Raw genomic sequence first — 12574 nt, forward strand, 5'->3', positions numbered from 1 at the left:
GTTCTGGAGGGCTTCAGTCGGCCACGGCTTCGCCGGAGGCGGCCATGATCATGTCTTTCGTGGCGTCCGGGGTGAACTCGGCCGAGATCCGGCCACGGCGCATCACGATGATCCGGTGGGCGATGCTGAAGCATTCGCCGACCTCGGAGGTGGAGTACACGACCGCCAGACCCTCGCTGGCGCGCTGGGCGAGAAGGCGGAACACCTCACCCTTGGCCCCGACGTCGATGCCTCGGCTGGGCTCGTCGAGGAGCATGACGCGCGGTTCGGTCGCGATGATCTTGCCGATCACGACCTTCTGCTGGTTGCCACCGGACAGCGAACCGATCGGTGCGTCCGGACCGGGCGTCTTGACGGTGACGGCGTTGATCAGGTCGAGGGCACGCCGCTTCTCGCTCCGTCGTGAGATCGCGCCCCTCACGAGGCTGCGGTCGAGGCTCGCGAGGGTCAGGTTCGTACCCACGTCGAACGTCTGCACCAGCCCGTCGCGCTGCCGGTCCTCCGGAACGAGGCCGACCCCGTCGTCGATGCGCTGGGCGATGGTGTCGGAGAGGATCGAGCGGCCGTCGAGGAGGATGTCGCCGGCGGCGACCTCCTCCTTGCCTGCGATGGCCTCGAGGAGTTCCGTGCGTCCTGCACCCATGAGTCCGTAGATGCAGACGACCTCGCCGGCGCGCACGTCCAGGTCGAGCCCGTTCACGATCGTGCGCTCAGGGTTCTCCCGGTCGACGATCTGCAGCTTCTTCACGCTCAGAACGGTGTCGCCGAAGTCGTACCCGGTGGGCGGTGAACCGAGATCGAAGTTGTCGCCGACCATGTTGCGGACGATCCATTCCAGGTCGATGTCCGCGCGCTCACCGCGGGCGGTCATCGTCCCGTCTCGGAGTACGACCGCGTGATCGGTGACCTCCAAGGCCTCTTCGAGATGATGCGAGATGTAGACGATCGCGACGCGGCGCGAGAGCAGGTCGCGGATGATGCCGAACAGCACTTCCACCTCTGCGGCGGCGAGCGCCGACGTCGGCTCGTCCATGATGAGGATGCGGGAGTTCACGGAGAGGGCACGGGCGATCTCGATGATCTGCTGCTGACCCACACGGAGATCGGCGACGAGGGTGTCCGGATCGATGGCGAGCTGCATCTCGTCGAGCAGCGCACGCGTCTGGCGGGTCTCCTCCGCGTAGTCCACTCCGAAGGGTCCGGTGATCTCCCGCCCCATGAAGATGTTGTCCCGCACGGACAGATTCGGCGCGAGGCTCAGCTCCTGGTGGATGATCGAGATCCCGCGGTCCCGCGCGTCGGTCGTCGAGGCGAACACGACGGGCTCCCCGTCGAGGATGATCTCCCCGGAAGTCGGCTGTTCGACGCCCGAGAGGATCTTCATCAGGGTGGATTTGCCCGCGCCGTTCTCCCCGAAGAGGGTGGTGACCGTGCCCGGGCGGATCTCGAAGTTCACGCCTTTCAGCGCGCGCGTCCCGCCGTACGTCTTGACGATGTTTCGCGCCTCGAGGACCACGTCATCGGCGCTCATGAGACTTCGATCTCCGTGGGAGTCACGAGCCACGAACTCGGATTGATCAGGGTGAATGCGCCGGTGACGGTGATGGTCTTGCCCTGGAGCGCGGCGTTGTCGATGTTCGCGAGCACCGCCTTCTTGAGCTCCTCGTTCAGCGCGGCGGCCGCGTTCTGGTAATCGATCTGGTTCGTGAACTGCCCGAACGTGATCTCGCCGGTCGCGTCGCGCAGTTCGGTGCCGTTGATGGCGGGTCCGGTCTGCACGCGCACGAGCACGTCATCGGGCAGCCCCTCGACCTCGACCTCGTAGATGCCGGACGTCCCCTCGCCGACGGTGCCGGTGAAGGTCACGCTGTACACCGGACCGCCGGAACTCGCCGTCGCGTACTCCTCGGCCGCGGCGGCGGGATCCTCGGCGATCGCTGCGGCGAGCGTCTCCGCGTCGGTGGCGCGCTCGGCGATCGATTCCTGCACCCCGGGGAAGTTCTCCGCGCCGAACGTCGCCGGGTCGAACTCCTCGGTGCCCTGGAGCAGCGGGTCGTCGTTCGAGACGACCCGGGTGCCGAGCACGACGCCCAGGATGACCAGGACGATCACGCCGATCCAGATGCCGCGCTTGGCTCCTGGCGACAGGGCCTTACGGGGCGTGGCCCGCTGTGCGGTGGCGGTCACAGGAACACCCGCGATTCGGTGTCGTTCGGGCGGATCTGCAGCTTGCGCCCTTCTCCGCGGCGGAACATCTCCAGCGCCTGGTCGTAGTCGTCCAGGGTGAACGAGTGGCTGATCATGGCCTTGGCGTTGATGGCGCCCGCTTCGAACAGCTCCACGGCACGGCCGAACGAGTTCAAGACCGCCATCGTGCCGACGATGGTGATCTCATCGCGGTAGACCCGGAAGGGCGAGAACTGTGCTGTCTTGTCCGCCGGTGCGACGCCGAAGTCCTGGAAGTACCCGGCGGGCTTGACGCGCGTGAGCCCGTCTTCGATCGCGCGGATGTTGCCCGTGCAGTCGATGACGACGTCCCACTTCTCGCGGTCGGCGTCATCAGCGCTCGTGTAGCGCAGCTCGATGCCGCACTCGGCGGCGGTCTGAAGCCGCGCCTCGTTGAGGTCGACGATGGTGACCGTCGCTGCCCCGGCCTTGCCGGCGAGTTGCGCCATGAGAAGCCCCATCGTCCCTGCGCCGTAGACGAGCACGTGGTCCCCCAGGCGACGCGGCAGCACATCCCAGCCGCGAATGGCGCACGCGAGCGGCTCGATCAGCGCCGCCTCATAAAGGTCCGTCTCGGGCTTCAGCTTGTAGACGTTGCCGGCGGGCGCGGTGAAGTACTGCTGCGATGCGCCGTCGGAGGCGACGACGCCCAGTCCGTTCCAGAAGCGGCACAGGTTCTGGTGGCCGTTCTGGCAGAACTCGCATTCGCCGCATGTCGTGCTCGGGTTGACTGCGACGTGGTCGCCGACGTGGAAATCGAACACACCGTCGTTGACCCCCTCGCCGAGCGCCACGATCGTGCCCGTGGCCTCATGGCCGGGCACGAGGGGGAACACCGTGCCCTCGAACTCGCCGTCGAACACGTGGGTGTCGGTGCCGCAGATGCCGACTGCAGCGGTCTCGATCAGGATCTCTTTGTACCCGGGCGTCGGCTGAGGCCGCTCCTCGAGCGCCAACTTGCCTTCCGAGGTGAATACAACTGCGCGCATCATCGCTCCCGTTTGTGTCTCGGCGCCAACCATGAGGCGCGGCGTCGTCGACGTTCTCGCCTGCATCCGGCCGGAGCACGATGTCCGGCAGGTCGGCCCGACCGCCTGTGTTATCTTTCCTGTGATCTTGTCACGTAACTACGTGAGATACACCATAGGAACATCACATTTCAGTGTCAAAACCCGCACGCGACCCGCGTGTCGCCGACGATTCGAAGGAGATCGCCGTGACTGAACGCACCCCGGACCGCACCCCCGAGCAGATGGACGCTGCGGTGCTCGTGCGCCGCCAGGAGATCGAGGTCCAGCGACGCCCGGTGCCTACCCCGCGAGCCGATGAGGTCCTCGTCCGGGTGACGGCGGTCGGCGTGTGTGGCAGCGACGTGCACTTCTTCACCGACGGCCACCTCGGCGACTGGGTCGTCGAGGAACCACTCGTCCTCGGCCACGAATCGGGCGGGACGATCGTGGCGGTCGGCGCCGATGTCGACCCGTCCCGCGTCGGCGAGCGCGTCTCGATCGAGCCGCAGCATCCGTCGACGACCTCGGCTGAGACGCTGCGCGGCGAGTACAACCTCGACCCGCACATGGAGTTCTACGCGGTTCCCGGCACCGACGGCGCCTTCCAGGAGTACGTCACGATCCAGAGCCACTTCGCCCACGCCGTCCCCGACACGGTCAGCGATCACGCGGCGGCACTCATGGAGCCGCTGTCGGTCGCCATCGCCACGGCCAGGAAGGCAGGGTTCTCCCCGGGCGATCGGGTACTCATCACCGGCGCCGGCCCGGTCGGCATCGCCATCGCGCAGGTCGCGGTCGCGTACGGCGCCTCGGAGATCATCGTCTCGGACATCGCCGAGGACCGCCGCGCAGCCGCACGATCATTCGGCGCCACGGCGACCGTCGATCCGGCGTCACCGGACTTCGCTGCTGCCATCGAGGGCGTGGACTCCTTCGTCGATGCCTCGGGCGCTGCATCCGCCGTCCGGGCGGGCATCACGGCGCTGCGCCCCTCGGGCCGCGCGGTGCTGGTCGGCATGGGACTGCCCGAGGTCCCCCTGCCGATCATCGCTATCCAGAACAAGGAGCTCGTCGTCACCGGGGTCTTCCGGTACGCGAACACCTGGCCCACCGCGATCGCGCTCGTCGCGAGCGGACGCGTCGACCTCGACCGGATGGTGACCGGGACGTTCGGGCTCGGCGACGTCCGCACCGCGCTCGAGTCCACGGCCGACCCGCGCACGATCAAATCCATCGTCGAACCGGGTCGTCGCTGATCATGCCTACCCGTCGCCGCTGAGACGGGCGGTCGCCGTCCCGGCACGATCACCCTGCGGGTGCGCTCGACGGTGTCGAGTCGCCGTCCCGCGGCGCCGAGCCCCGGCGACCGCTCAGATGCCGCCGTACTTGCGTTTGGTGAGGCCGTTCAACAGCGCCGCGAACACCAGCACCGCACCGAGCGCGAACAACTGCAACTGGGACCCCTCGTTGCCGGGGACGAGCAGCAGGATGCCGGCGTTCAGCCACACGATCAGCAGGGCGGCCAGCACCACCCCCGCGACCCGTCCGATGCCCCCGGTGATCGCTACACCGCCGAGGACGGCGATCGTGATGGCCGGCAGGGCCATCCCGTTCCCGGACGTCCCGGCATCCGGCCGCGCGGAGGCGAACTGCGCGACCGTGTAGATCGCGACGACGCTGGAGATCACCCCGGACAGGACGTAGGCGCTCGCCCGCGTCGACTTGTTGCCGAGTCCGGCCCACACCGCGGCGACGTCGTTCGTGCCGATGGCGTACACCCGCCGCCCCCATGTGGTCTTGTTCATCCCCAGCCACACCAGCACGATCGCGGGGAGCAGGAAGGTGAACACCCCCAGCGGCACGAGCGGCAGCACGCCACCGATGACCGGTAGCTCCACCGCGCGGGCGGCATCGTAGAACTGCTGGATCGCCGGCGCGTTGATGGGTTTCTGCCCGCTGACCACGAGGGCCAGCGAGCGGTACATGTAGAACGTCGCGAGCGTCGCGATCAGCGCGGGGAAGCCGATGTAGGAGACGAGGACGCCGTTCACGGCTCCGGCCAGGGCCCCCGCGAGCACCGTGATCACGATCGCGACGACCAGCGGGAGTTCGAGGATGCCGTAGAGGTAGCCGAAGACGATGCCGGTGAGGGAGACCATCGACCCGACCGACAGGTCGATCCCGCCGCGCCCGGACGTGATGACGATGAGCTGCGCGAGACCCAGCAGCGCCAGCGGCACCGCGCTGATGAGCGCCGCCGCCAGGTAGTCCGCGTTGTAGGACCCGCTGAGCAGCCCGCTGACGTCCAGGATGGTCATGACGCCCAGCAGGATCACGATCAGCACCGCGAGCAGCACGATCCGCTGCGTGAGCAGCGCCTGCAGCGCCCGGCTCGCCCAGGATCGGGGCGGATCGACGACGTTCGTCGCGGTCGTGGCATCCACGGGCGGTGTCGAAGGGGGAGCGCTCATTTCTTCTTCCTCGCCTTCTCGCGCAGCAGATCCGTGCCGACCGCCACGATGATGAATAGTCCGACGAACAGGAAGCCCAGCTGCGACGGCCAGCCGAGCTGGGTCACGCCGCTGAGCACGGTCTGGACGAGGATCGCGCCGAACAGGGTGCCCACGACCGAGCCGCGTCCGCCGAGGATCGATGTGCCCCCGATGACCACGGCGGCGATCACCGCGAGTTCGCGACCGGCCCCGACCGATTGGTCGAGCGAAGACGTCCCCGCAGCGATGATGAAGCACGCGGCCAGTCCCACCAGCCCGCCCGTGATGGCGTAGGAGCTCATCACCCGCGGGCGCACCCGGACCCCGGCGAGGCGGGCGGCGTTCTCGTTGCCGCCGATCGCGTAGAGATGACGACCACCCCGGGTGTACCGCAGGTACCACCAGGCCAGCGCGACCACCACGACGGTGATCGCGAAGCTGTGCGGGATGCCGAACGTGCGGCCGGCTTCGCCCCGCCCGAACGCCTCGAGCGTCGAGGGGATGCCGTTCACCGTGGACGAACCGAAGATCCGCAGGCCGAGGAACTGGAAGAGGTTCGCGGTGCCGAAGGTGATGATGATGGCGTGCACACGCCCGTACGCGATCAGGAAGCCGTTCAGCAGCCCGAGCAGTGTGCCGGTGACGACCGCGACCAGTACCGCCACGACCAGCGGCACGTCGGCGCCCACCATCAGCTTCGCCGTGATGACCGCGCAGACCATGATCGCGCCGCCGACCGAGACGTCGATGCCGGCGGTCAGGATGATGAAGGTCATCCCGACCCCGACGAGGGCGATCGGGGCGACCGCCACGAGGAGGGGCTGGACGGACCCCGGGCTCAGGAACGCCGGCGTGAAGATCCCGAGCAGGACCCACAGCGCGGCGATCACCCCCACCAGCACCCATTCCTGCCCGGTGACCGCGGGAGGGAGGATGCGGCGGGCCGTAGCCTGGACGACGGGTCCGGTCTCGGGTCTGATGGTGGTCATCCCGCCGCCCCTTCCTGCTCATCCGCATCGACGGGGGCGAGCCCCGCGGCCTCCTGTGCGCGCTCGTCGCCGGCCGCGGCCGCGAGGATCTGCACCTGCGATGCATCCGGTCCGAACTCGGCCGCGATCCGCCCCTCCCGCATCACCAGGATGCGATCCGAGATCCGCAGCACCTCACCCAGATCGCTCGTGGTGACCAGGACGGCCGCGCCGTCGTCGGCGAGTCCGGAGACGATCCGGTGGATCTCCTCCTTCGCACCGATGTCGACCCCCTGGGTGGGTTCGGCCAGCACGAGCAGACGCGGGGGCTGCACGAGCTGGCGCGCGAGGATGACCTTCTGTGCGTTGCCGCCGCTCATCGCCGAGATCGGCTGACGCGCGGAGGGGGTCTTGATCGACAGCCGGGCGATCATGTCGTCTGCGATGGCGGTCTCCCGCCGGCCGCTCACCCAGCCGCGGACAGCGCTGAGGACGCCGAGCGCGCCGATGGTGATGTTGAAGGCGATGGACTGGAAGGCGAAGGATCCCTGCGCGGACCGGTTGGCCGGGAGCATCGAGATCCCCTCGCGCTTGGCCTGCCGAGGATTGGCGAACCGTCGCGCGCCACCGTCGTACCAGAGCGTGCCCTCCGTGACCGGGACCATTCCGTACACGGCGGCGGCGACATCCCCGGCCCCCGAACCGATGAGCCCGTACACTCCGACGATCTCACCCGCGGCGACCTGCAGGTCGACCCCGTGGAAGCGGTCACCGCTCGCGAGCGACTCGAGCCGCAGCACGGGCGCGCCGCGCGATGCCGCGGCATCGTCGCGCCGCGAGGCCGTCACGATTCCGCCCACCATGAGCTCCGCGATCTGCCGGACGCTGAGCTCCGCGATGGGGCGCGTCGTGATCGTCCGGCCGTCGCGCATGACGGTGACGCGGTCGGCGATGCGGAACAGCTCGTCCAGGCGGTGGGAGATGTAGATCACCGAGACCCCGGTCCCGGTCAGGCGCCGGATCACGGCGAACAGCACCTCGATCTCACTGTCCGTGAGGATCGCGGACGGTTCGTCGAGGATGAGGACGGAGGCCTCGGCGGCGAGCGCCTTCGCGATCGACACCTGCTGCTGCTCCGCGATGGAGAGCTGTCCCACCGGGACCGTCGAGACCCGGTCGGGGAGCCCCACGGTCGCCAGGAGGGTGTGCATCTGCTCGGCCTGCGCAGACCAGTCGATGCGCCCCGCCCGGGTGATCTCCCGCCCGACGAAGACGTTCTCCGCGACGGACAGCTCCGGGAACAGCTGCGGCTCCTGGTAGACCGTCTGCACCCCGAGGCCGATGGCATCGGATGTGGACGAGATGCTGACGTCCCGCCCGTCGTAGCGGATCGTGCCGCCGTCTGCCCGCTCGGCACCGGAGAGGATCTTGATCAGGGTCGACTTGCCGGCTCCGTTCTCGCCCACGAGGGCGTGGACCTCGCCGGGGGCGACGATCAGGTCGGCGTGGCGGATGGCGCGCACACCCCCGTAGTTCTTGTGGATGTCGGTGAGCTCGATACGCGCCGCGCCCGGAGGCGCGGGGTCGGTGGTTCCAGGCACGGTGCTCCGATCTTCTGGAGGTGCGGGGCGGGCACGGGCCCGCCCCGTACCGGTTGCTCAGTAGTCGAACTCGTCGACGTTCTCGGTGGTGATCCGCAGGGCCGGGCCGAGCAGCAGCTGCTTCTCGTCCGGGAAGTACTCGACCGCGCTGAGCTCCTCGCTCACGTCGTTCGTGTCCTGGAACCCGTTCCCTTCCGCCAGTTGCAGTCCCGCCCATCCGGTGAGGTATCCGAGCTGCTCCACGTTCCACAGGATGGACGCCGACGAGGAACCGTCCTCGAGGTAGTCCTTCATGGACTGCGGGGTGCCCAGCCCCACCGTGAAGACCTGCCCGATCTTTCCCGCATCCCGCACCGCCTGCGCGACGCCCGGCGCCGAGGAGGTGCATTCGCCGACGAGACCGGTGAGGTCCGGGTGCGCGTTCATCAGATCGGTGGCCATCGCGGTGGCGGCAGCCTGGTCCTCGCCCGCGTAGACGATGTCCACGATCTCGGCGTCCGGGTACTCCTCCGCGGTATAGGCCTCCTGCACCTCGATCCACGCGTTCAGGTTGGCCGCGGTCTCACCGCAGGAGACGATCGCATACTTCCCCGAGCCGCCCATGGCCTCCAGCAGCGCATCCGTCAGCCCCTGACCGATGCCCTCCACCGATGCCTGGTTGACGAAGACCTCCCGCACCGAGTTGGGTGCGTCGGTGTCACTGGTGGCCACCTTGATGCCCGCGTCCGCCGCCTCCTGGAGGAGCGGCGCCATGGAATCGGGGTCGTTGGGCGCGACGATCAGCACGTCGACGCCCTGCTGGATGAACGAGCGGACGATGTCGGCCTGGGCCGCGGCATCCGCCGTCGTGGGGCCCTGATAGAGCCACTCGAAGCCGAGTTCCTCCGCCGCCTGCTGACCGCCGGTGTTCATCGCCTCGAAGTAGGGGATCCCCTGGAGCTTGGGCACGAACGCGACCGTGACGTCGCCGTCGCCACCGGCGTCCGCTCCCCCGGTGTCCGCGGTGCCGCCGGTGTCACGGGACGTGCACCCCGCCAGCACGAGCGATGCCGCGACCGTCAGCGTGCCGAGCGCTATGAGCTTCTTTCGCATGTGTGTCTTCCTCTCTGAAGGGATGCCACGGCGGCGTCGCCGCGACCGGAGCCGGCTTCCACGCCGGCCGCTTCTCAGCCGACCTCCACCATCGGCGCACCGACCTCGTCCGGATGTCGTCCCCCCGGATGTACAGGACAGCGATCGACCTGCACGCCCTCCTCCCGCCAACGCGCGGCGTCCTCGTCGGAGAAGCCGGTGTCGGTGATGAGCCGTGTGACCCGGCCGGTGGCCGCGAAGCTGTGCAGGCCGAATCCGTCGGCCTTGCCCGAGTCGAACAGGCCCACGACCTCGCGCGCGGCATCCACGATGACGCGTTTGCTCTCCGCCTCCGCGACCGACAACTCCAGCAGACCGCGCTCGATCGACAGTGCGGCCAGGCCCAGGAACGCGTGGGCGACCCGGCCCCGTCCGGAGAGCACCTCGGAGACGTCTCCGACGGTCGATGCCGAGGTGCGACGGATGGTTCCGCCCATCAGCACGACGGTCGCGTTCGACTCCTCGACGAGCACGGTGGCGCTGCGCAGGGAGTTGGTCACCACCACGAGGTCCCGGTGCCCGAGCAGTTCGAGGGCGAGGAAGTACGCGGAGGTCGACGAATCGAGTGCGATCACATCGCCGTTGCGCACGAGCGCAGCGGCGTGCCGGGCCACGGCCTTCTTCGCCGCGACACCCCGGCTGAGCCGGTCGGCGAAGGAGCCCTCCTCCGCCGGGGCGGCCGCTCGCGCACCGCCGCGGACCCGCTGCAGGAGCGAGCGCCGTTCGAGCGCGTGCAGATCCTTCCGGATGGTGACCGCCGACACCCCGAACCGTTGCGCCAGCTCGCTGACGGACACCTGTCCCTGGTGTTCGAGCGCCGCGAGGATGCCGTCGACCCGCACGACACTGTCGATCTCCACCGAGCCACCCCGCCCTTCGCCGCCCCCGGCCACGGTGCCGGGGGTCGTGTAACGGGGAAGCTAATGCATGGCGAAAGGCTCGTCAATGCTCTGGAAGCTGCATCCGGGTTTCGTGCGAAACCCACACCGTTGACGCACGAAACCCCACGCAGTATCGTCTGGCAACCGGATCCAACGGCGTCGACGTCGACGCGGACGAGAGGAGCGACACATGACGCAATTCGGGTCGCACGGGCTGGTCTGGTCGGGAACCTTCGACGCCGAGGGTTTCCGCCACGCCGTGCGGAAGAACGCCGAGGCGGGCTTCGACATCCTGGAGATCCCGCTGCTCGACCCGTTCGCCTTCGACGTCGACGCCGGACGCGCCGTCGTCGAGCAGGAGGGCGTCACCGTGACGGCCTCGCTCGGACTGAGCGCCGCGACCGACATCAGCGGCGACGACCCGGACAGGGTCGCCGCCGGGGAGCGGCTGCTCCTCCGCGCCGTCGACGTCGTGGCCGCGCTCGGCGGGCGATACCTCGCCGGCGTGATCTACGGCGCGATGCGCAAGCACGAGGCTCCCGCCACCGAATCCGGTCGCCGGAACGGCATCGAGGTGCTGCGCCGCGTCGCCGACCACGCGCAGGCCGCCGGAGTGGTCCTCGCTCTCGAGGTGGTCAACCGGTACGAGACCAACATCATCAACACCGCCCGCCAGGGCGTCGTCTACCTCCGCGAGATCGGGCACGACAACATCCGGCTGCATCTGGACACGTACCACATGAACATCGAGGAGTCGGGGATGTTCGAGCCGTTCCTCGAGGCCGCACCGATGCTCGGCTACGTCCACATCGGTGAGAGCCACCGCGGGTACCTGGGCACCGGCACGGTGGACTTCGACGCGACCTTCCGCGCCCTCGCGCACATCGGGTACGACGGCCCCATCGTGTTCGAGTCCTTCTCCACCGCCATCGTCGACCCGAACCTGAGCAACACGCTGGGCGTGTGGCGGAACCTCTGGGACGACAACGAGGACCTCGGCCGCCACGCGCTGGCGTTCATGCGGGGACGGCATCGTGCGGTCGAGACGATCGCCCTGCACTGAGCGCGGCGTGTGCACGAGCCGCCGCAGGGCGCGCCGGTCACGGGCGCCGACACACCGGGCACACGCGACGGCGTCGTGCGCACGCCGGGGCGCGGCGCGGGAGGTGGGCCGGGATGCGGAGCGGGATGCGGCGCGGGAGGTGGGCCGGCAGGCGGCCTCAGCCGCGGGTCGAGTCCCGCACCACCAGCTCGGGTTCGAACCGCACCTGCCGGTCCAGCCCGGCGTCGGTCCCCTCGGCCAGGAGCAGTTCCACCGCGCGCCGGCCGATGAGTGCGGCGGGCTGGCGGATGGAGCTCAGCGGCACGACCGCCGCGGCGGCGAAGTCGATGTCGTCGTAGCCCACGATCGCGATCTCCTCGGGGATCCGCAGGGCGCCGCTGCCGGCGAGACTCTGCAGCAGCCCCAGGGCGACCAGGTCGTTGGCCGCGAACACCGCGTCCGGGCGCAGCTCGGGGGGGCGGGCCGCGATCCGCTCGCCGGCGGCGCGCCCCTCGGCAACCGTGGGCGCCCGGGTGCCGATCACCTCGAGCGAGGCGTCGGCGACCTCGGCCACCGCACGTTCCGCGCCCTCCAGCCGGTCCGCCACCTGCCGGAGCCCGAGCGGCCCGCCGACGAAGGCGACCCGGCGGCGGCCCAGGCCGGTGAGGTGGGCGGCTGCCAGTCCGCCCCCCACGACGTCGTCGACGGACACGGAAGGGATGGTCGTGTCCCGCGAGGCCCGGTCCACCAGGACGACCGGGATGCCGCGGGCGGGCAGCCCCGCCAGTCGCGGCGAGGGGTCGGAGACCGGTGTCGCCAGGATCCCGAAGACACGCTGCTCCTCGAAGAGGTCGAGGTGCGTCGACTCCCGGTCGACCCGATCGTCGCTGTTGGCGATGAGGACCGACAGCCCGTGCTCCGCGGCACGCTCCTCCGCTCCCCGGGCGATGTCCATGAAGAACGGGTTGCGCGCGTCCAGCACCATCAGACCGATCGTGCGGCTACGGCCGGCTCGCAACTGACGCGCGGCGTCGTTGCGGACGAAACCGAGCTCCTCGATCGCCGCCTGCACCCGGGAGAGCGTCTCCGGCGCGACCCGGTCGGGCTTGTTGAGGGCATTGGAGACGGTGCCCACCGATACTCCGGCCGCGGCCGCGACATCACGCACGCTCACCTGCATCCCGACGCCCCCTTCGTCATCAGCACTCTAGGGGATGACCCGT

11 protein-coding genes are annotated in these 12574 nt (G+C 69.3%); 2 read left to right on the plus strand and 9 right to left on the minus strand.

What is annotated here, in order from left to right:
* Positions 1 to 13: 13 nt before the first annotated feature.
* From F6J84_RS13165 to F6J84_RS13175, 3 genes are read right to left on the minus strand one after another with little or no spacing between them, the layout of a single operon-like run.
* A complete protein-coding gene (locus tag F6J84_RS13165; RefSeq protein ID WP_150974266.1) occupies positions 14 to 1531 on the minus strand; it encodes a sugar ABC transporter ATP-binding protein in 1518 nt (505 codons plus the stop codon).
* Positions 1528 to 2187, minus strand: a complete 660-nt coding sequence (locus F6J84_RS13170) for a DUF2291 family protein (RefSeq protein WP_150974267.1) — start codon at positions 2185 to 2187, stop codon at positions 1528 to 1530. The genes F6J84_RS13165 and F6J84_RS13170 overlap by 4 nt, the downstream gene beginning before the upstream one ends.
* Complete coding sequence (locus F6J84_RS13175; protein WP_238702508.1) at positions 2184 to 3218, minus strand: zinc-dependent alcohol dehydrogenase family protein; 1035 nt, start codon at positions 3216 to 3218, stop codon at positions 2184 to 2186. The genes F6J84_RS13170 and F6J84_RS13175 overlap by 4 nt, the downstream gene beginning before the upstream one ends.
* 260 nt (positions 3219 to 3478) lie before the next feature.
* Here F6J84_RS13175 and F6J84_RS13180 point away from each other — a divergent pair, with 260 nt between their 5' ends.
* Positions 3479 to 4492: an NAD(P)-dependent alcohol dehydrogenase gene (locus tag F6J84_RS13180; RefSeq protein WP_150974830.1), complete on the plus strand. Its 1014-nt coding sequence runs from the start codon at positions 3479 to 3481 to the stop codon at positions 4490 to 4492.
* 114 nt (positions 4493 to 4606) lie between these two features.
* Here the strand turns inward: F6J84_RS13180 and F6J84_RS13185 are convergent, their stop codons facing one another.
* The 5 genes from F6J84_RS13185 to F6J84_RS13205 form a co-directional block, all read right to left on the minus strand.
* Complete coding sequence (locus F6J84_RS13185) at positions 4607 to 5707, minus strand: ABC transporter permease (protein WP_150974268.1); 1101 nt, start codon at positions 5705 to 5707, stop codon at positions 4607 to 4609.
* On the minus strand, positions 5704 to 6717 hold the full coding sequence (locus F6J84_RS13190; RefSeq protein ID WP_150974269.1) for an ABC transporter permease: 1014 nt from the start codon (positions 6715 to 6717) through the stop codon (positions 5704 to 5706). Before F6J84_RS13190 ends, F6J84_RS13185 begins: the two co-directional genes overlap by 4 nt.
* Positions 6714 to 8297 (minus strand): sugar ABC transporter ATP-binding protein, encoded by a 1584-nt coding sequence (locus F6J84_RS13195; RefSeq protein ID WP_150974270.1) that lies wholly within the window; start codon positions 8295 to 8297, stop codon positions 6714 to 6716. The genes F6J84_RS13190 and F6J84_RS13195 overlap by 4 nt, the downstream gene beginning before the upstream one ends.
* A 57-nt stretch (positions 8298 to 8354) precedes the next feature.
* Positions 8355 to 9389 carry an autoinducer 2 ABC transporter substrate-binding protein gene (locus tag F6J84_RS13200; protein ID WP_150974271.1) on the minus strand — a complete coding sequence of 345 codons (1035 nt, stop codon included), beginning with the start codon at positions 9387 to 9389 and terminating at the stop codon, positions 8355 to 8357.
* 74 nt (positions 9390 to 9463) lie between these two features.
* Entirely contained in the window at positions 9464 to 10288 is an 825-nt protein-coding gene (locus tag F6J84_RS13205; protein ID WP_191905681.1) for a DeoR/GlpR family DNA-binding transcription regulator, read from the minus strand.
* 211 nt (positions 10289 to 10499) lie between these two features.
* On the opposite strand from F6J84_RS13205, the gene F6J84_RS13210 reads away from it, so the two are divergent.
* Complete coding sequence (locus tag F6J84_RS13210; RefSeq protein ID WP_150974273.1) at positions 10500 to 11372, plus strand: sugar phosphate isomerase/epimerase family protein; 873 nt, start codon at positions 10500 to 10502, stop codon at positions 11370 to 11372.
* Positions 11373 to 11529: 157 nt separating this feature from the next.
* Here F6J84_RS13210 and F6J84_RS13215 read toward each other — a convergent pair whose 3' ends face one another.
* A complete protein-coding gene (locus F6J84_RS13215) occupies positions 11530 to 12531 on the minus strand; it encodes a LacI family DNA-binding transcriptional regulator (RefSeq protein WP_150974274.1) in 1002 nt (333 codons plus the stop codon).
* Positions 12532 to 12574 lie beyond the last annotated feature (43 nt).

Origin of the sequence: Microbacterium caowuchunii (assembly GCF_008727755.1) — a bacterium.
GTDB lineage: Bacteria > Actinomycetota > Actinomycetes > Actinomycetales > Microbacteriaceae > Microbacterium > Microbacterium caowuchunii.

Excerpts from the sequence above, each read along its gene's own strand:
- F6J84_RS13165 (WP_150974266.1), bottom strand. The coding sequence starts at position 1,531 with ATGAGCGCCGATGACGTGGTCCTCGAGGCGCGAAACATCGTCAAGACG.
- F6J84_RS13175 (WP_238702508.1), bottom strand. The coding sequence starts at position 3,218 with ATGATGCGCGCAGTTGTATTCACCTCGGAAGGCAAGTTGGCGCTCGAG.
- F6J84_RS13180 (WP_150974830.1), top strand. The coding sequence starts at position 3,479 with ATGGACGCTGCGGTGCTCGTGCGCCGCCAGGAGATCGAGGTCCAGCGA.
- F6J84_RS13215 (WP_150974274.1), bottom strand. The coding sequence starts at position 12,531 with ATGCAGGTGAGCGTGCGTGATGTCGCGGCCGCGGCCGGAGTATCGGTG.
- F6J84_RS13210 (WP_150974273.1), top strand. The coding sequence starts at position 10,500 with ATGACGCAATTCGGGTCGCACGGGCTGGTCTGGTCGGGAACCTTCGAC.
- F6J84_RS13190 (WP_150974269.1), bottom strand. The coding sequence starts at position 6,717 with ATGACCACCATCAGACCCGAGACCGGACCCGTCGTCCAGGCTACGGCC.
- F6J84_RS13200 (WP_150974271.1), bottom strand. The coding sequence starts at position 9,389 with ATGCGAAAGAAGCTCATAGCGCTCGGCACGCTGACGGTCGCGGCATCG.
- F6J84_RS13185 (WP_150974268.1), bottom strand. The coding sequence starts at position 5,707 with ATGAGCGCTCCCCCTTCGACACCGCCCGTGGATGCCACGACCGCGACG.